The 19,228-nt window shown below is 37.0% G+C and carries 16 protein-coding genes; 4 read left to right on the top strand and 12 right to left on the bottom strand.

Features of this window, described 5'->3' with window-relative positions:
- Nucleotides 1-915 precede the first annotated feature (915 nt).
- Nucleotides 916-1,461, top strand: a complete 546-nt coding sequence (locus BC008_RS09510; RefSeq protein ID WP_027845879.1) for an RNA 2'-phosphotransferase — start codon at nt 916-918, stop codon at nt 1,459-1,461.
- A 112-nt stretch (nt 1,462-1,573) separates the two neighbouring features.
- On the opposite strand, the gene BC008_RS09505 is transcribed toward BC008_RS09510, so the two are convergent.
- From BC008_RS09505 to BC008_RS09465, 10 genes are all read right to left on the bottom strand, one after another.
- Nucleotides 1,574-2,578, bottom strand: coding sequence for a DnaJ C-terminal domain-containing protein (locus BC008_RS09505; protein WP_027845878.1), 1,005 nt, complete (start codon nt 2,576-2,578; stop codon nt 1,574-1,576).
- Nucleotides 2,579-2,876: 298 nt separating this feature from the next.
- Nucleotides 2,877-4,166 carry a glucose-1-phosphate adenylyltransferase gene (locus BC008_RS09500; protein ID WP_027845877.1) on the bottom strand — a complete coding sequence of 430 codons (1,290 nt, stop codon included), beginning with the start codon at nt 4,164-4,166 and terminating at the stop codon, nt 2,877-2,879.
- A gap of 198 nt (nt 4,167-4,364) precedes the next feature.
- Complete coding sequence (locus BC008_RS09495; RefSeq protein ID WP_235595839.1) at nt 4,365-4,721, bottom strand: hypothetical protein; 357 nt, start codon at nt 4,719-4,721, stop codon at nt 4,365-4,367.
- A 37-nt stretch (nt 4,722-4,758) separates the two neighbouring features.
- A complete protein-coding gene (locus tag BC008_RS09490; RefSeq protein ID WP_027845875.1) occupies nt 4,759-6,504 on the bottom strand; it encodes a S8 family peptidase in 1,746 nt (581 codons plus the stop codon).
- A gap of 298 nt (nt 6,505-6,802) precedes the next feature.
- The gene (locus BC008_RS09485; protein WP_058183461.1) at nt 6,803-8,845 is read right to left on the bottom strand and encodes a calcium-binding protein; all 2,043 of its coding nucleotides are present in this window, start codon (nt 8,843-8,845) and stop codon (nt 6,803-6,805) included.
- A 1,131-nt stretch (nt 8,846-9,976) separates the two neighbouring features.
- A complete protein-coding gene (locus BC008_RS09480; protein WP_058183460.1) occupies nt 9,977-10,183 on the bottom strand; it encodes a hypothetical protein in 207 nt (68 codons plus the stop codon).
- A 12-nt stretch (nt 10,184-10,195) separates the two neighbouring features.
- On the bottom strand, nt 10,196-10,759 hold the full coding sequence (gene def / locus BC008_RS09475) for a peptide deformylase (protein WP_027845586.1): 564 nt from the start codon (nt 10,757-10,759) through the stop codon (nt 10,196-10,198).
- Between the two features lie 268 nt (nt 10,760-11,027).
- Nucleotides 11,028-11,366: a hypothetical protein gene (locus BC008_RS09470; RefSeq protein WP_027845587.1), complete on the bottom strand. Its 339-nt coding sequence runs from the start codon at nt 11,364-11,366 to the stop codon at nt 11,028-11,030.
- A gap of 179 nt (nt 11,367-11,545) precedes the next feature.
- Nucleotides 11,546-11,701, bottom strand: a complete 156-nt coding sequence (locus tag BC008_RS49370; protein ID WP_161938097.1) for a hypothetical protein — start codon at nt 11,699-11,701, stop codon at nt 11,546-11,548.
- 448 nt (nt 11,702-12,149) lie between these two features.
- Nucleotides 12,150-13,514 carry a pentapeptide repeat-containing protein gene (locus tag BC008_RS09465; protein ID WP_027845588.1) on the bottom strand — a complete coding sequence of 455 codons (1,365 nt, stop codon included), beginning with the start codon at nt 13,512-13,514 and terminating at the stop codon, nt 12,150-12,152.
- A 540-nt stretch (nt 13,515-14,054) separates the two neighbouring features.
- Between BC008_RS09465 and BC008_RS09460 the strand changes: the two genes are divergently transcribed.
- Together BC008_RS09460 and BC008_RS09455 are read left to right on the top strand one after the other, a co-directional pair.
- Nucleotides 14,055-14,957, top strand: coding sequence for a cell division protein FtsX (locus BC008_RS09460; RefSeq protein WP_027845589.1), 903 nt, complete (start codon nt 14,055-14,057; stop codon nt 14,955-14,957).
- 184 nt (nt 14,958-15,141) lie between these two features.
- On the top strand, nt 15,142-15,954 hold the full coding sequence (locus BC008_RS09455; protein ID WP_027845590.1) for a DUF3598 family protein: 813 nt from the start codon (nt 15,142-15,144) through the stop codon (nt 15,952-15,954).
- A 377-nt stretch (nt 15,955-16,331) separates the two neighbouring features.
- Here the strand turns inward: BC008_RS09455 and BC008_RS09450 are convergent, their stop codons facing one another.
- On the bottom strand, nt 16,332-16,988 hold the full coding sequence (locus BC008_RS09450) for an Rpn family recombination-promoting nuclease/putative transposase (protein ID WP_235595838.1): 657 nt from the start codon (nt 16,986-16,988) through the stop codon (nt 16,332-16,334).
- A gap of 197 nt (nt 16,989-17,185) precedes the next feature.
- Nucleotides 17,186-18,037: an alpha/beta hydrolase gene (locus tag BC008_RS09445; RefSeq protein WP_027845591.1), complete on the bottom strand. Its 852-nt coding sequence runs from the start codon at nt 18,035-18,037 to the stop codon at nt 17,186-17,188.
- A 286-nt stretch (nt 18,038-18,323) separates the two neighbouring features.
- Here BC008_RS09445 and BC008_RS09440 point away from each other — a divergent pair, with 286 nt between their 5' ends.
- A complete protein-coding gene (locus BC008_RS09440) occupies nt 18,324-19,139 on the top strand; it encodes a uroporphyrinogen-III synthase (RefSeq protein ID WP_027845592.1) in 816 nt (271 codons plus the stop codon).
- Nucleotides 19,140-19,228 lie beyond the last annotated feature (89 nt).

Here is a 19,228-nt window from a genome sequence, read left to right as displayed (position 1 = left end):
GACTGTTTTCTTGCATCTGAATATATTCCTTGGGTCTGATAATGTATTAACCATCACCTTTTTGTATTTATTCAGCAAGCCCTAAATAAATCCTTGAGTTTTAATTCCAACCAAGGATAAAAATAACCCCAAAGGGTGATTTTATTATTACCATTTTTCAACTAAATTTATGATAATACAGTACGCATTTTTTGACTCTCCATCAGTAGCTTTCTCGTGAATAATACTGGAAGCTGCTGATTTTTCATATCATAACCTCTGTGACAAAATCAAGATAAAATTTTTATCTTTAAAAAATGTTTGCGATCATAAACCTGACAATTAGGGATTAAGATTTTAAGCTTAGAATTTAATTATCAAAGATTTAGCTTGTACATTAGTACTAATGTACTAAAAAATAAGTAGTGATTCAATATCTAGATTCTAGTTCGAATACATTTGATTTCATGTTTTTCAATTTGCAAGTCATCTTTATCTATCTGTTGTCAGACTGCAGAAAATAAAATTACTTGTAGCATATTGAAATTAGTTTCCTATCTCTAGATTAATTAGTGAATCTGGAATTATTAGAATATTTAGGGTTTGCTGAATAACTTTAAAACTTTTATCTTGTAAGCTTTTCAGGCTATTTTTGGAGAAAAAGGGTGCAAGAGAATAGAGGTATAAAGCTTAAAAATCTTCCATTTCCAATTTATTGGAGTTGAAAAAATTGAAAATAACAAGGCTCAAACTGTTCCCTACCCCGACCAAAGGACTTTTTTAACAGCAAGCCCTATTTAGAGAAAAAAATAGAAATATCGTAATTTATTTTTTGAAAAATACATGTAGCGCGGGATAATTCAACATGAATTATTCTGTGCTACACTTGCTTTAAAGTTAAAGAATTAAAAAATCACCCCCATTGGGTGCTCGTTAATGAATAATACTCGCTTAATAAAAGTCAGTAAATATCTTAGTAAACACCTACGCCACCAACCAGAAAAAATAGGAATTACTTTGAGAAAAGGTGGTTGGGTGGAGGTCGATAAGCTTTTAAAGGCTTGTAAGAAAAATGGATTTCCTATAAGTCGTTGGGAATTAGACGAAGTCGTTGCTAACAACGACAAAAAACGTTTTTCTTTTGATGAAACAGGTATTCTAATTCGTGCCAATCAAGGGCATAGTGTAAAAATTGACTTACAGTTAGTAAGTCAAACTCCCCCTGATATCTTGTATCACGGTACAGGACATAAAAGTATAGAATCAATATTGACTAATGGTTTGTCGAAGATGTCACGGCATCACGTACATTTGTCTACGGATATTACAACGGCACAAAAAGTTGGTGCAAGACATGGAAAACCAGTAATATTACTAGTTCATGCGATGGCAATGCATGAGAACGGTTATCTATTTTACTGTTCTGATAATGATGTTTGGTTGGTAGATAATGTTCCGCCCAAATATTTACAAATACAATAAACTTTAGGTTGAAAAAATTGTCTTTGGTGGAATGGAAAATTTCAACCTACATTCGAGTAATGACTCTCATTAGAAGCTAATATTCAAATTTAAATATTGATAAATATCCAATTTAAAGCCGAATATTTTGCAAATGACTGCGGGGATTGAAAGTTCGAATGGATTGGATTTTTTCGTAATACTCCCGCTCAGTGGCTGAAATATCTCTAGGTGTGGCGATCAAGATTTTCACTAACTGATCGCCACGTTCTCCTTGAGGTTGACGCCAACCTTTTCCACGTAAACGTAGAGACTGACCATTACGTACCCCTGATGGTAACTTAACATTAACCATTCCATCTGGTGTGGGAACGTCAATTGCAGCACCAAGAACCGCTTCATCTGGAGTAATTTGGACTTCACAAACTAAGTTATCCCCATCAAAGCGGAAAAAAGAATGAGATTGTAATTCAACTTTGAGATACAAATCCCCACGTTGTTTTGTTACGGGGTTAAGTGGTCCTTTTCCCCTCAGACGCAAACGGGAACCAGGTTTACTCCCCGGTGGGATACGAACATCGATGGTTTCATTCCCCAAACTGAAACGCTTTTGAACGCCATGAAAAGCTTCATGATAGGTCAAATTAACAATAGCTTCACTATCTCGATTTGCACTAGAAGCAGTATTTTGGAAACCAAAATCGTTAAATCCACCGCCAAAACCTGAGGTTCCAGCGTTACGGTAAGAATAGCTTTGACTGCTACTTCTAGTCCCACCACCAAAGCGACCTAGCAATTCATTAATAAAATCATCAAAACTACCGTACTGGCTAAAATCGAAGCCACCCGCATCAAAACCAACTCCACCAGAACCAACTCCACCAGAACCAAATCCTTGACCTGCTTGCTTCCAGTATTGACCAAATTGGTCGTATTTTTGGCGTTTTTCGGGATCTGACAAAACTTCGTAAGCTTCATTCACTTGTTTAAATTTAGCTTCCGCATCTTTATTACCCTGATTAACGTCGGGGTGATATTTTCTTGCTAGCTTACGAAACGCTTTTTTTATCTGATCTTGATCTGCACTCTTACTCACCCCCAAAATAGCGTAGTAGTCTTTGAAGTTGGTTGAATCCATCTACCAGCCTCCTGTAGAAGTTATACTTATATTTTCTTTATATTTGGTCCAGAGAATTGGACAATCCACGATTTGGGACAAATAAAGTCTGACTTTAAATTAACAAAAATCAAATAAAATAAGCGTGCGGTTCTTACTTATAGGAATCAGGAAATTTCCGTACCCACGGTTGAAAAATAATATAGGATTGGGGATTAGGGATTAAGCAACAGAAAGCTTCTCTTCCCCGATCCCTAATCCCTAATTTTAGATATCATGCGGAGCATATACCCCAAATACCAATCATTAAGCTCAAATGCTAAATAATAGTCCCATCAGGAATTACAGCATTTTTGAGAGTTACAACGATACCATTGCGAATATGAAAACCTAATGATTCCCGCTCGGCTTCTTGTACGTTATCTTTATTTATAATTTTAACGTCACAACCAATGCGAGCATTTTTATCAATGATCGCACCCCGAATCACTGTTCGAGCACCAATTCCAACAGCTACTTTCTTTTTATCGCAATTGGACTGTCGTTCAGCAAATTCTTCGTAGTAATCAGCGCCCATAATCATTGTATTTTCGATTAGGGAGTCAGATTCTACTCGCGTTCTCACACCTAAAACCGAATGTTCTATTCGGCAATTTTTCAGAATGCAACCATCACCAATAATCGATTGGGTAATTTTACAATCTAATAATTTTGAGGGGGGTAAGTAACGAGGACGAGTGTAAATTGGTGCATTTTCGTCATAAAAACTAAATTGGGGTTTAGGCTGTTGAGTCAAAGCCAAATTAGCATGATAAAATGCTTCAATTGTACCAATGTCTTCCCAGTAATCGTCAAACAGGTAAGCTTGAACCCTATAATCCTTAGAAGCATCAGGAATAATTTCTTTACCAAAGTCAGTTTTTTCAGCAGACTCTTTGAGTAGCTTTATTAAAACTTCTTTGTTAAATACATATATTCCCATTGAGGCAATATAAGGTTGTTTTTCTGCTTCCTCTGGAGATAAGCCCAAAATAGAAGTGTCAACCCACATTTCCTCTAGCGCTTCACCCTTGGGTTTTTCACTGAAGTCGACAATTCTCCCAGTGTCGTCAATTTTCATTAAGCCGAAATCAGATGCACGTTTTGCATCTACAGGAATAACCGAGAGAGTGATATCTGCTCCAGTTTCCCGATGACGCTGTACAAACTTGGCATAATCCATGCGGTAAAGATGATCGCCGGAAAGAATTAAAAATTGATCTACATCCCACTCTTCGAATAACCACAAATATTTACGAACCGCATCAGCTGTTCCTTGAAACCAACTAGGATTTTCTGGAGTTTGCTGAGCTGCGAGAACTTCGACAAATCCTTCAGTGAAACCCGAAAAATTATATGTAGATGACAAATGACGATTTAAAGAAGCTGAATTAAATTGCGTCAGAACATAAATTTTGAATATCTCCGAATTAATACAGTTACTAACAGGGATATCAATTAAACGATATTTTCCTGCGAGAGAAACTGCTGGCTTGGCCCGGAGCTTTGTTAGTGGATAAAGGCGAGTACCAGCGCCACCACCTAAGATGATTGATAAAACTTTTTTCACAACGTGTCTCCCGACTGCCTTTCAAATCCCACCTACAGTTTATGTTGTGAGTTAAGCAACTGGTAAGGGGGATCTTAAATAATCCAAGTTAAGTTTTTATGCTTAAAGGCTTTATTAGGGAGAATATTTGCGTTTATAACTAAGCAAGAATGTATCAATTTTTGTTGATAACCATAAATCGAACCAAGATTTACGCAATTAACCCTGATTCACAAAACGCAGTCTTTGCGAAAGTTTCAAGTGTTTAACCCAATTCTGGTCCGATAATTCAGAAATTGTATGAGCAGATACAGTAGCAGTAAATACTGTTTCGCCTTCAGTCTTTTTACGGATACCCAAATCAATCAAAAAATTTTGAGCTGCAGATTCTAAAATCGGCTGAGTATGAATAAAAATTATGAACAAACGTTGATAGGGGTTTTCGACTTGGTTGATAGCCATAGCCAGAGCAGTATCTATTTTTCGGTAGTTCATGGGGATTTGGGGATTAGGGATTAGAAAGAAATTCAATCTTCCTAATTTTCCAGTCGCCACTTTTAAGTCACTGGTTCCCACTCTTCATCTCACCCAGTCCCCAATCCCCGGTCCCCAATCAAAGATTTTCGGTATTGATTAGTCCAAAACCCCATTTGCGATCGAAGGTTCCTGCAGGTTGTTTGGGAATAGAAGAGTGCTTTTTCAGTATTTCTTTGATAGATGCAGGATCGAGATTAGGATTTCTTTGTAATAGAAGTGCAATTAAACCAGAAATAAAAGGAGCAGCCATGCTAGTTCCTGCAAGAGCCAAACACTCAGAATTGTGCATCATTGAGCGATCAAAGTTCGCTTGGGAAGATAAAGCAGAAATAATCATTGCTCCAGGTGCAGCAACATCAGGTTTTTGCTCGTTATTTCGCAGGGGACCTTCACTACTAAATTCAGAAACGGTATCTAACTCCAAACCCATTTCTCTTTCTTCACCATCAATATCACTGTATTTGACTTTGCTGGTGTAGGAAGCAACGGTAACAGAACTCTTTGCAGCCGCTGGGGAACCGATCTTAACAGCATCACTAACACTTTTTCCGGTAAAAAATACAGAACCTCCAGTATCATCCAAAGTCCACACATCCAAACGAACATCTTTGCAAGCTGTATTGCGAACTTGTAATTGCCAAACACCACCTGTCACTGGTCCCGAAAAACGTCCCCACCCTTGACCGCGAATTTGTACGAAGAAATTATGGTCGCCATTTGCAGGATCGGGACCTGGAGTGACAATTTCTATCCGAGAATCAAATAGTTTATATTGCTTGGCTGGATTTCCCTTAGAGTTAACTGCTTGGAAGGGGGTAACAAAACCATTGGGGGAACGCAAAGCAATTTCTAATTCAGAATCGCCATCATACCAACCATTAAGCCAGATAATACCAGCTTGATGGGGAGGTACTTGAAAGCGCATTGTATGCTTATCTTTACTTTTGACTACTGCTTGGGCGTGAATATTATCATTACCTTCATTACCTGCTGCACAACAAACTATTCGCCCTGGACCTGTTTGAGCGTCAATAATTTGGGATAATGAATCGCTACCGTCGTGAGCATCTGCATGTCCGCCCAAACTGAGATTTACTACCGCAGGATATCCCATATTATCTGCAACGCTAAAAATGTAGCGTACCGCATCAGCAATATGAGCATCTTGCATATCAGTCTTGACAATTATTAGTTGTGCTTCTGGAGCGACACCACAAAAATCCCCACCATCGCCAGCAGCAATACCTGCTACATGGGTTCCATGTCCGTTAGTATCTTGGGATATCTTGAGCAAATCACCTTTTAACTCCGCCCCATAAGGACCTTCAACTACACCCGGACCCGGCAGAGTTTGATCCCAAATCTGTAGGATTCTTCCTTTAAAGGCGGGATGTTGGGGGTCTATACCGCTATCTACTATGCCGATAATAACTCCCTTACCATTTAAACCGGGATGTTTTTGTTTAAACTGCGGTAAGCAAACTTTTTCTGATGCTATGTCCATTCGCATTTCCAGTTTGCGAGATGGTTTGACACGATGAATTGCAGGTTCTTCTGATAACCGCTCCAATGCGTTGATTGGTAAGTAGGCTGTACGAACAGAGCCTTGGGATTGATTAAATTCAATTCCGAATTCTGATAAATGACTCAAGTCAGTATCTTCATCGCAGTAAACAAACACAACTATCCGTGTGGGTTTAGTAGATGTTTTGGGTAAAACAATTCCTAGTGATCGCTTATGGGCGATTGAAGCTTCTTCACCTTCACGCTGAACATCTTCAAATGCAAGCAACAATCCAGGAGAAAGTTTTTGATGTCTCATTTTTTACCCTGATGATTTCGAATTGTTGCCAGATTTTAACAAATGAAGTAGTTTATGTCACTCAATGTAGAGTATTTTTTTTAACCGCTTTATTTTTAGTAACTATGATGTTCTTAAGTAATTTATGATCGTCCGCACTACGCAAACAGATAAGCAGAGGAAGCCCAAGAATTTGAAGGGAGGGGAAAGATAATTATTTTTTGTCCTCCTACTACCTTCGCTTCCCCTGCTTGACTTATAGAGAATTTTCATTCAGTGTGTGTGGAAACCCTATTGATTCCCTACTCTCTATTTATTTTCAAGTTAATAGGAAATCATTAGCAGAAAAATCTCCCTGAATTCCTGGGTCTGTAAGATTTTCAAGATTAGCGAGAACGCTGATAGAACCGCCATCACCGAGATCTTCAGAGAATACAGCCCTAGAAAATCCTAGGCTCTGGTTGAAGTAAACAAACACACCTTCATCGGCACTAATACCACTATCTGCGATCGCTTTTGCTGCTTCTGTTGCGTTAGCAAATGGGTCGCGTAATATCAACAAATTATTGTCGCCCGATAGATCGGCACTGTTAGCTTGCTGGAAGTTGAATTTGTCAACATTCAACAGTTCTTTGTCAAAAACTAAATTATCTTCACCAGTTCTGAAGTCAGTAATAATGTCAGGAGCATTTAAAACATTAATACCAGTAGCAGAATTTTGCATTGGTTGACCGCCAGAAAATGGGTCATCCGTAAAGGCAAAAGAATCCTTACCATCTCCACCTGTCAAGCTATCTACACCAGCACCACCAGCGAGAAAGTCACCGTTACTTCCACCCTTAATAGTGTCATTTCCAGCACCACCATCAACAGTGAAGCTAGTTTTTCCTTCACTACCATCAAACAAGTCATCGTTAGCACTGAGTATTATGTCACCTTCAATTGAGCCTTTGCTGATAATCTCAACGGTGTCCGCAGCATCACTAACATCAATCGCTAATTTTCCTTCGTTAAATGCGCCACCTTCAATAGTTCCGTCGTTAATGATAGAACCATTCAAGTCCACTCCTTCTTGAATCGCTATAGCTGCACCATTTTCTGCTACTAATCTACCTGAGTTTTCGATATTGCCATTGAATGATACAACCTCTTCAATATCATTGCCACGGAACAGACGCACTGCTGAAGATAGATTACCGTTAGTCGCCACACCTCGACCTTGTGCTAGTCCAGAGTTGACTATAGAAGTCGTAACATTTCCACCTAGTTCCCAAGAAATGGCATCACCATTATTACCTTGACCGACATCAATCAGTCCCTTATTGTCTAAGAAATAGTTGTTTGCAGTAAGATCGCTGTAAACGGTGCCGTTGCGGGGGTTATCTGTAGTAGTAATAAAACCTTCATTAATAATATTGACTTGGTCGCCACCAATATGGACTGCCCGACTAGCGCTGGTGATAGTACCTTTGTTGCGAAGTGTACCTGATACTTGACCGCCACTGCCAAAATTAACACCATCATAACCGCCATTAATCAGACCAGTATTGAGAATTTCACCATTGAGTTCACTTCCATCTTCAAAGCTAATACCCCTACCATTCTCAGGATTGACACTTCTGATTTCACCACTATTGATAATAGAACCATTGAGTTCAACATTCGGTTGAACAACCACAGCTGCACCATTCTCGGCTGCTAGTTTACCTGAGTTTTCAATATTCCCATTGAATGATACAAGCCCTTCAATATCATCGGGACGGAACAGACGCACTGCTGAAGATAGATTAGTTCCAATCGCCTCACCTCGACCTTGTGCTAGTCCAGAGTTGACTATAGAAGTCGTAATATTTTCACCTAGCTCCCAAGAAATCGCATCACCATTGTTACCTTCACCGACATCAATCAGTCCCTTGTTATCTAAGAAATAGTTGTTTCCAGTGACATTACTGTAAACGGTACCATTGCGGGGGTCATCTGTAGTAGTAATAAAACCTTCATTAATAACGTTGACTTGGTCACCACCAATATGGATTGCCCGACTAGCGCTGGTGATAGTACCTTTATTGCGAACTGTACCTGAAGCTCTACCATCATCAATGAAATAAATACCGTCTCGACCTCCATCAATAGTGCCATTATTCACAATATTGGTATCAGTCCCACCTGCCTCAATTGCTCTGCGTTCACTCCGAATAACTCCACCTTCAATATCAACGCGATTGAGAACCCCTTGTGCTGAAACAGCAGGTTCTTCGCCACTGACTTCCAAGCGACCAAATACCTTTAAGGATTCGCCAGATTCGTCAAGTACAACAGGAGTATTGCTAGTTTCGTTTCCAGGAATGATTTTTTTTGACATGATGTTAGTTCCTTTTGATTTTGATTGAGTGCTGCAAGTGAGAATGATGATTAAGCAATTAAGCTATTATTACGGCCATATGTAAACTTAAATTTTGATGCGCAAATCCTAAGATTGGCTAAAACGCACAAAACGAAAATATTGTAGAGGTGTTGATATGGCTTCAAATCAAAACTCAGAATTCATATCGATTAATAAATAATCCAATCAGAATATGGAGATTTTATTAATTCGAAGTCTCTTAAGTGTGTATGCGGTTATTCACCATACTTATGGACACGCACCACTTATTAGACGCATCTTCGCAGGATGCGCACAAAGGCGTATGAAAGTGATGACATTTATTTGTTTGGATCTCTTATGAGGAACATAGGCTCATAAAACAAAGTCAAATTCATTATGACTTCATATAAAATATATACTCATAACGGAAATAAGTCAAATTCGTTATGAGTTCACATCAAAATATAAAGACTTCAGGCGCTAAGTAAATGGATAAGTAAATTGACAAAACACAAACCTGCGCACTGGTACGCACTAAGCTAAGGATGCTTGGGAAGAAATACCAGACTCGACTGCGATCGTTATTCAGTCAGACCGTATGGTGATGCAATCTTTTCAACCGCGATCACTTTGAGGTGCTGTTTTGGTCTCGGTCTGAAATAACATCAATATCTGGAGCTTTTAATACTATTTTTATCAGGACTTACGCAACGGTCTTCGTAGCGTGTCCGTAGGACATAGATTTGTCATTGCGACCGGAACACAGTGTAGGGTTAGCGCAGCGTCTCCGTTTAGGAGATAGCAATCCCTGCGTCTCAGGAGATTACGTCGCTAACGCTAGCCCGCAGCGTAGCTGTTAGCAAAGCGTGACGTTAGTCATACGTAATGACGTAATTACGTTAATTTTGCGTAAGTCCTATTTATAAAAAAATGATTAGTAGAGATGCATAAAACAATATATCTGCATTAAACGAAAAAATATTATAAGTCAGTAATTTTAAATGCTTTTGGAGAAATATTCTTCTAAATCAGATTCGTGATTGACGATCTAGATAAAAGGTAAAGGTAAAAGGTCGAAGGGTAATTCTTCCCTTATCCTTTCCCTTTTCCTTTATTCATACCTGATGCTTACTTAATATTAGCCCTTGCATCCCTAACTGCAGCAATAAAAAATAATGCTGTCAAAGGAATACTTAAACCTAAAATAATTGAGGTAACTTGAACTCCGTAATCTGGTTCCCCAGAAGAAAGTTCAAAAATTGAACCGACACCTGCAATTGCGGTGATGCAAGAACCTAATAAAAGTAGTCCACTTTTTGGAGTTAATATACCCACTTGTTGATCGCCCTATACTACTGGTTTTACAGCTTGTTGAGAAAAACCGTGTTTAGATAATTCTTGTGCTAAAGCTAAAGAATTATCTACACGATCTACAAACACCACACCGTTAAGGTGATCCATCTCATGTTGAATACAGCGTCCAAGTAAATCTCCTGCTTTGATTGTCCGAGGACGCCCATTTTCGTCTTTATAACTGACTTCGACTACCTGGGGACGGGTTACATCCATATAAACCCCTGGTATACTCAAGCAACCTTCTTGTGCTTGACAGATTTCTTTACTAAATTTTTTGATCGTAGGATTAATCAAAATTAATGGGGGGTTAGCTGGATTGTCCGGTTCAACATCAACTACAATTAACTGCTTGTGAACTCCCACTTGGGGTGCTGCTAAACCAATACCATCATTACTATACATTGTTTGCAGCATTTCCCGTATCAATTGACGGGTTTCATCATCTACCTTGGCAATTCGCTTTGTATTTTGACGCAATACGCGATCACCCAAATAATGAAGTTGTAAGGGAGGATTTTTCAACTTCTTTTTTTCAACAGCAATTCCCGATGGCATAATCTTTTAACTCACTTTTTGAGATTAGGTTTTATACGTTTCTGGTTCTATAATCTTAACAATTTGAGATGTTTGTCTAGTTTGAATAAGTATAGAATTTACCCAAATTTAAGGAATAATCAATTTTTGCGGCTTTGTACCAAATACCCAAGAAAAAATATGATAAGCGCCCCTAACCGATAACTTTTGGGCGCTCTAAGATTTATTTTATATCCTTTCAAACCCTTCCTAGGGTTTCATGTAAAGGGTTCATCATATCTGGATTTATTTATGGTTCATCTGATAATAACTCATCACTGTTAGTGGGAACCATCTCTAAACTACCAGATGGATTAATCATTTTGAAAGAATTGCCTTCATCAAGAGCATTGTCTTCTTCGTCTGCTGGAATCTCCGAATCTTTTTCTATTGGTTTTTCTAATTCTGATGATAGAGGTTTTCTCATAGGTTTGACAGCTAAATTTGCTGCTTGGGGTGGATCGTTACTAATATTAGCTATATCACCACTAGTTTTTGTTAGAACACCCTCTAAATTATTATAGCTACCTACAACAACACCGATAGCATCTCCTTGGGGGTTAATATTAATTTCACGTTCTTGAGGCATTATATCTCCTTAATAATAATAGATTTACAGATAAAAAATAAGGTTTTTGTAGTAGTACATATTTCACCTCTTTTCAGCTGAGAATTTAACTGGATTTCCTGCTAAAAGTAATACATTTTAAGTATTCAAAACTTTAAAAAGATACAGCTAGCAAAATAACCAATATTACAACCTAAAACTTATCTCGGCTGAACAACTGGAGGTGTATCGTTATTTGTATTTGCTAGATCCCCACTGGTTTTTGTGAGGATTCCTTTTAAATTGTTGGAATCGCCAATCACAACACCAATTGCATCTCCTTGAGGAGTAATATTTACTTCACGTTCTTGTGGCATGATATCTCCTTGATTGATTTTGCAAGTAAAAATTGTCTGAGTAAAAGTTATATTGGAAATAAAATTTAGATTTCGTTGCAACGCAAATAGCTTTTTGCAAATAGAAATCGAAGTTAACTAATTGCAGTTACAATTGATACTTATAATTTTAATGATTTTGAATTGTAGATTGCGATCAACTAAACCAAAGTTTATAAGAATCAAAATTTATAAGAAGCAAATTACCTAAATTATCGACACTCTAATATTAGTAAATAAGATTACGACTTCAGTAGTTGAAGGTAGTAAAAGCAAAAAACTGATATCTACTTTGCCTGAAGACAAACTTTATACCTAGTCTGCTTGTAACAAAATCTTGATACCTATTTTTCCTACAGTAAAAACTCCGTTAATTTCGGAAATAGAAATAATATTATCAATATTAATTAATAATGAAATTATACTTAGGCTATAAATTTGGTAATTTTGATAAGGGACTTACAGATTTTGCAAATTCACCTTCGGAAAAAGTTTCTTCCCAATTGCTAGGAAGGCGATTTGGATTGGGATTTTCAGTTGTGGGAACCCGTAAAAAGATATATTCACATTTGACATTTTCTAATTTGGTGTCAGGTGAAATCCGCCAATCTTCAATATATGCACCGGTTAAATTTGCTCCACGAAAATCAGTTTTATCCACATGTGCTTGTACTAGTTTACCTCGAGAAATATCGGCATTTTGCAAATTAGATTCACTCAAGTTAGCCCCAGTCAAGCTAACATCCTTGAGATTTGCTCCTGCTAAATTAATTCCTTGCAAATCCCAGCCATCACAGTTGCGATTTTGTAGCTGCTTAGTAATTACAAGCTCTCGTAAATCTTCCTTTTCCAAGTAAGTATTCTCAAAAGCAGCCAAACGTAACTTTTTCACCTGAAACCAGCAAGTACGAGTTAAGTTTGCCTTATTTAAATTCGTATTTTTAAGCTTTGTTTGAGTAAAATCAGCATCAGTTAAATTTGCACCTTGAAATGTAGTTCCATACTTCGCTGCGATGTTAACTATGATGTTGCGAATTAATTTTTGTTTCTTATCTCCTGCAAGAGCAGAACAGCCAACATAGGATGCCAGTAATACAACCGAAATTCCTACAGCTGCTGCAACACCTCCAGCTAATACGCCAACTGTTGATGCAGCTACGGCTATAATGCCAGAAACGCATCCGGCGATCGCCACAGTCATAGTCACTGCAAATACACCTGCAACTGCACCAGCTAAGGCTGCAGCACCTGAAACAATTACAGCTCCAGTTGCTGACACTACAACACCAACTGCACCAGTAACAATTACCGCGACTAATTGAGCCAAACCCATTGCGCCCGTATCTGCTGCTAATCCAGCCCATGCAACTGCGACTATACCAGCCCACGCAACTGCAGCAACAGCGACCCACGCGACTGCAACTGCTAAAAACCCAGTTGCAGCAACTATGCCTTTACGGATCGCCAAAAGAAAGAATATTACTAAAACAATTAAACTAGCAACACCGACATACAGATTTGGTTGGTTCTGCTCGGTTAAAACAAACCCAACCAGAGAACCGCCAACTGCTGCAATACTTCCGGACAGTAGGGATAATAGTAATGAAAAGATAACTAATATCACAAACCAACGACGCTGCAGTCCTGCTTTAGCATGACTGAAATTTGCGCCTCTAAGAATTGCACCTGTAAAATTTGCACCTCGAATATCGGAGTAGGAAAAGTCTACGCCGGTTAAATCTTGACCTTTAAAGGATTTACCTCTTAGCTTTACGCGATGATAGTCTGGAGCCATTTTCAGATGCCTGTGGTCGGGACATACATTTTGCTACAGGTTGTAGGATAGCAGTTTTTTGTGGCTTTCGATATCAAGAGTCAGGACAGAGCTTGCTTTGAAGAACATTACTCATTGCTAGAAGCAACACATACAAGTTTATCGTCCACGTGTGGGCAAAATTTGATTTAGATTTATTTGGCTTTCACATGAAAGTTTCTCAATGGTAAAGATTAGAGAAATAGCAGCAATGTTTTTTGTTGAGTGATTTAATCTAAGTCTTATGAAGTAATTTTACCACCTGAAGTAGAAATAAAAATTACAACCTTGTAGTTTATGCCAAGAATTTATAAGTAAAGTTTTTTAAAGGATCAGGGCTCAACAGAACGAATATTTTTGACATAAATATTTTTGACATAAATATTTTTGACATAAATTTTTGACATAAATTTTTGACATAAATATATAACCACCAAAAACTTAGAGACATTTCAAGTTGAGATATTTACAATGAATTGTTCCGAAACAATTCAAAATCCTTGCGTTATTTGGGGAAAAACAATGTTGAAAGTCCTGACTCAAATAGATTATTTGCTCAAAGAAACTTTTTTGGGTTTACGACGTGGTGGATGGATGAATTGGGCGGCGCTCAGTACAGTTACCGTACTACTATTTTTATTTGGTATGAGCCTGCAAACTTCCTGGTTAATGGAAAATATCCTCAACCAATTTGGCAATCAATTGGAAATATCGGTCTATATGGAACCAAATGTAAGTGCAGATAGAATCATTCCTTTAGTCGCAAAAATACCAGATGTCGCTGAAATAAAGACAATTCATAAAGAACAAGCTTGGAATTCTCTAGTTCAAGAATTAGGAATTTCAGATCTTGAAGGTGCAACAACACAGCTAAACGGAAATCCTTTAGTAGACCAGATTGAGGTGAAAGCCCGTAATTCAGATATTATGCCGAGCTTAGCGACGAAGCTAGCTAAATTACAAGGTGTTGATAGCGTCCAATATGTAGATGAAGCCTTAAAACGTCTTACCCAACTAAACCAAGGTTTACATAGAGTTTCTTTGGGTATCACTTTGGCTTTAACACTGACAGCAACTGCAGTCATTAACACCACAATTCGCCTAATAGTTATGGCGCGACGTCAAGAAATAGAAATAATGCAATTAGTAGGAGCTACATCTGCTTGGATATATTTACCATTTATATTCCAAGGTATGGCTTTTGGTCTCTCAGGAGGAGCTATGGCTTGGGGTTTTATTAGTATTTTCCAGCAATTAGTCTCTAATTTTGCTGCTCAGCAACCAGAATTTATCCAATTTCTGGCAAATAACTTGCAATTTTCTATTGCTCAAACTCTATTTTTACCCATAGTTATTTTAAGTTTCGGTATGTTTGTAGGATTTATGGGTAGTATATTTGCTGTAGGTCGATTTGCCAAAAGCTAGAATCCCAGAATTTAGAATCCCAAAATCTAAAATCCAAAAATCTAAAATCCCAAAATCTAAAATCCCAAAATCTAAAAATTATATTATTCGCATCAAGACCTATGATATCTGTAGGAGTTCGTCGTAATTGATGATAGCGTTCAATTACTCTTATAAAATTAAAAATAATTAAAAATTCTTGGCTATGAAATCTCAGTGGGAATGTTTTTTAGAAAACCTGGCTGTCTGGGAAGGCTCTTTTACTACTTTTTCCCCCCAAGGTGAGCTTCTCAAAGACACTCCCAGTCGTCTTACCTTGGAAGGTTATAACAATAATCAGAACGCTCGCTTGACTCTTCAAATGGAAGGAGAAAGAGATATCGTTTTGGAATTCAGTCCCCAAGGGATTGGCGGTATCATGTTTTTTGAGAATGGAGCTTTTTCTCAAGGTCCAATGCAGTTTAGCCGATTTTCTTTGTTTGGGGGGGAGTTTGGTTTAATTCACGAGAATAATCGCTCGCGTTTGGTGCAAATATTTGATAGTAATTCTCGCATTAGTAAAATAACTGTTATTCGCGAACATAAAGCTGGAACTAACAAAAAAGAACGTCCTCTACTTCATATCGATGATTTACTAGGGAAATGGGAAGGTGAAGCAATTACGATCTATCCTGATTTGCGATCGCCAGACAATTACACAACCAAAATGCAATTGCAATTGGATGGAAGTGGGCGTTTAAGACAAAACTTAAGTTTTGGAGATCGGACAATTAGTTCTAGCGCAACTGTTAAAGGTTCAGTTCTTCACTTCGATAAAGACCAAGAAAACCCAGTAAATGTTTTATTTTTACCTGGTGGGAGTTCTGCAACTTTTCCAGTTGAAGCTCAATCGGGAAAACCAATTTTTCTTGAATCTGGTTGGTTAATAGAACCCAATTTGCGTCAGCGACTGATTCGCAGTTACAACGAAAAAGGTGAGTGGGTAAGCTTGACTTTAGTTACAGAAAGAAAAATTTAAAAAGAAAAATAAATTTTTATAGTCTTCTGCTTAGAGCCATAATTTTTCTATTTACTAGCAACTAGAATGAGTAATGCTTTGATTCGATTAGCAACTACTCATCTGTGGAACTAACTCATTATGATTATTTTCGTTAGATAAGTAGGTGAATAGCTTTTATAGAAGTATTCAACAGTTCTTTATTTGCCTTCTACTACTTTTCTCACAACTTCTATATCTAACTCTAGGATTTCAGCAATTTCTTTGCTATTCATCCCACGTTGCATAAGTTTAGTTACCATTACGATTTTTATTTCTTTTTTAGCTTCTTCTTTGAGTTCTTCCTTAACTTCATCTCTTACTTCTTGCTTGAGTTTTTCTTTAGCTTCTTCTCTAAGTTATTCGTATACTTTAGTACCTTTAATGAGTTCCATGCTTAACATTTCCTTTACCTCTTCCCGACTTAAATTAGGAAACTTATTAACTAAAATCGCTTCTATTAATTCTAAAACTTTTCTTTGAATAGCTGCATCTTTGACTTCCAGCCTTGCTTTATCAATTAGCTGTCTTACTGATGTTTTAGCTTTTTGCTTTTCTTCAACAATTAACTTGATAATTCCCAATCCTAGTGATTGAGATGATACGTCTTCCATCTCATCAAGATAAAAGCAGCGCAAATGTGGATTTTTGAGTGAATTTAAACGCTGAGGATATTCAGTATCATTATTACGAGTGTCGAAAATTACTATGGCATACCAATCAGAATTGGGTGGTTGATAGTGATAAAAGTAAAGTAGAATGCTAGTTAAAAACCTGTCGTAAAAAAGCTTGTCTTTATAACATTGAACTTCGACAAAATAAATTGGTTCATTGGAAGCTTTCTTTGAGCTTGAATCTAATGTGAGAAATATACCATCAAGTCGAAAACTGGTTTCTTTAATTTCTTGACTTTTAAATTCGTAAAGATTTGATAGATTAGGTGGTTTTCCGATTAGTTCGAAAAATATATATGGAAATTCTCCAAACAGTTTATAAAAAACCTTATCTGTTTCCATTTATTTAGTATGTTTATTAAATAAAAAGCTAATTTATTAGCTTCATTATTCAATTATTTTTAATCAATAATTATCAAATAAAAGAGTAACATTAGAATTACATTTATATATAATCTCTATTTATATTATTTAATGTTTGATATTTGATATTTGATTTTTAATGTTTATACTTTGATTAATATTTAGACTTTAAAATATTATTCTGTTGGGGATAAATGTCTCTCTAACCAAGATCCTAAATCAGCCATCACCTGCTCGTAACCGAAGTCATCTTGAATTTCGTGATAAGCTTCTGGATATTCTAAAAGTTCCTTATCTGGGAAAGTAACTTTTTGGAAAAACTGACGACTTCCTTCAGGTAAAGTAACCGTATCTGCACCACCCTGGATAATTAATAAAGGAATTTGCAAATCTTCAATATGAGCATGGATCCAATTGACAGTATCAATAAATTCAGTTGATAATCTTGCACTACCACGAGTGTGACGTAATTTATCTTCAGCATAAGCAGCTAAAACCTTCTCATCTCGTGCTCCTGTATCAAGTTTAAGCCCCGTACTTAATGTAAAACGGGGCAATACTCGGGACAAAATTTTACCAATAGTTAGTTTAAATGGCGATATCCCTAATTTTCCTACTGCTGGGGCTAAAGTGATCGCACCAAATAATGACGATCGATATACGCAAAATCGCATTACATAATCTAGTACTACAACACCTCCCATACTGTGACCCAGAATAAATTGAGGAAGGTTGGGTAATTGAGTTTCAACTAACTGTAAAAAAGCTTTGAGATCTGTTCTAATTTCCTCCCAAGAATTAATGTGCCCCCTTTGACCATCAGAACGCCCATGTCCTCTTAAATCAAAAGTATATATTGCATAACTTCTAGGTATTAAATGCTCTACAATATTGCCATACGAACTGCTGTGACTGCCCAATCCATGGACAATACTTAAAACTCCACGTACTTCAGTTTGGGGGTGCCAGCTTTGGTAATAGAGATTTACACCTCCGGCACCTTGAAAAAGTCCTTCATTGTATTTCACTTCGGTGCCTCCATTTTTGCATTCTTTTTACTTTCTCATATGACACAAAAAAGAACAATTATTGTCGTGCTTTAAACTTCTATATCAAGTAGATAAACTTAAAAGCGCTTATTCTATAAGTAAAATCTCACAGATATGTGAACAAACTTGTCTATTATTAATCTATAGAACCCTAAGCTTTGGATTCACTTTTCATAGTGAAACTTATATATGCCATAAATTACCCTAATCAACTTAATCGAAACAGTTGTGTTGAAATAATAGATAAATTAGGGAAGAAATTAATATGCTAACTCCAACACTACAACTTCCTTTGTGTAATAAAAGAATTATTGTTACAGCACCACGTAATTATGCTAATAGATTAGCTCAGGAATTAGTCAAGTTGGGTGCTTTGCCATTTCTAATGCCAACTATTGAAATCATTTTGTTACAAGATTTTACTAAATTAGATCCCATACTTTATAAATTAAATACATTTGATTGGATTACCTTTACTAGCAGAAATGGAATCGATGCTTTTTTTCAACGTTTAGAGTATTTAGGGGTCAACTTCTCAGTTTTAAAAAATAATTGTTTATGTGCAATTGGCAAAGATGCAGAAAAATTAACTGCTTTGGGATTGGAAGTTGATTTGATTCCAATAGAACCAAGCCCTTCCGGAATTATTGCGGAGTTAGCTGAAATTCCTGATATAGCCGAACAGAGCATACTTGTACCAGTTCCAGAAGTAGTTAGCGTACCAGAACCAGATGTTGTGCCTAATTTTATTGCAGGATTGAAAAAATTGGGGATGGAAGTTACTCCCATTCCTACTTATAAAACAAGCTGTTTAGATAAAAATTTTTATCAAGTAGAATTGGATTTAATTCGTCAAGGCAAAATAGATTTAATTGCTTTTAGCAGTACTGCAGAAATCGCAGCTTTTTTAAGAATGTTTGACGACTGTCCAGATAACTGTCAAAACTCTGCGATCGCTTGCTTTGGTCCTTATACAGCCAGTAATGCCAGAAAACTTGGCTTGAAGGTTTCTATTGTTGCTGAAGACTATAGTTCTTTTGCAGGCTTTGCACAAGCGATCGCTAAATTTTACAAGCAATGAATATTATTAGACCCGTCCAAAATATTAATATAGGTACAAAAAAATGGTAGAAAGGAAAATTAGTACTCTACCATTTTGATTAAAAATGT

The sequence above is a fragment of the Mastigocoleus testarum BC008 genome (assembly GCF_001456025.1).
Classification (GTDB): Bacteria; Cyanobacteriota; Cyanobacteriia; order Cyanobacteriales; family Nostocaceae; genus Mastigocoleus; species Mastigocoleus testarum.
Note: the sequence above shows the minus strand (reverse complement) of the source record. Positions and strands in the feature narration are given on the sequence as shown.

What these genes read in the sequence shown, in the direction of transcription:
- BC008_RS09510 (WP_027845879.1), top strand. Translation starts at nt 916, where the DNA reads ATGAATAATACTCGCTTAATAAAAGTCAGTAAATATCTTAGTAAACAC.
- BC008_RS09505 (WP_027845878.1), bottom strand. Translation starts at nt 2,578, where the DNA reads ATGGATTCAACCAACTTCAAAGACTACTACGCTATTTTGGGGGTGAGT.
- BC008_RS09490 (WP_027845875.1), bottom strand. Translation starts at nt 6,504, where the DNA reads ATGAGACATCAAAAACTTTCTCCTGGATTGTTGCTTGCATTTGAAGAT.
- BC008_RS09485 (WP_058183461.1), bottom strand. Translation starts at nt 8,845, where the DNA reads ATGTCAAAAAAAATCATTCCTGGAAACGAAACTAGCAATACTCCTGTT.
- def (WP_027845586.1), bottom strand. Translation starts at nt 10,759, where the DNA reads ATGCCATCGGGAATTGCTGTTGAAAAAAAGAAGTTGAAAAATCCTCCC.
- BC008_RS09470 (WP_027845587.1), bottom strand. Translation starts at nt 11,366, where the DNA reads ATGCCTCAAGAACGTGAAATTAATATTAACCCCCAAGGAGATGCTATC.
- BC008_RS49370 (WP_161938097.1), bottom strand. Translation starts at nt 11,701, where the DNA reads ATGCCACAAGAACGTGAAGTAAATATTACTCCTCAAGGAGATGCAATT.
- BC008_RS09465 (WP_027845588.1), bottom strand. Translation starts at nt 13,514, where the DNA reads ATGGCTCCAGACTATCATCGCGTAAAGCTAAGAGGTAAATCCTTTAAA.
- BC008_RS09460 (WP_027845589.1), top strand. Translation starts at nt 14,055, where the DNA reads ATGTTGAAAGTCCTGACTCAAATAGATTATTTGCTCAAAGAAACTTTT.
- BC008_RS09455 (WP_027845590.1), top strand. Translation starts at nt 15,142, where the DNA reads ATGAAATCTCAGTGGGAATGTTTTTTAGAAAACCTGGCTGTCTGGGAA.
- BC008_RS09450 (WP_235595838.1), bottom strand. Translation starts at nt 16,988, where the DNA reads ATGGAAACAGATAAGGTTTTTTATAAACTGTTTGGAGAATTTCCATAT.
- BC008_RS09440 (WP_027845592.1), top strand. Translation starts at nt 18,324, where the DNA reads ATGCTAACTCCAACACTACAACTTCCTTTGTGTAATAAAAGAATTATT.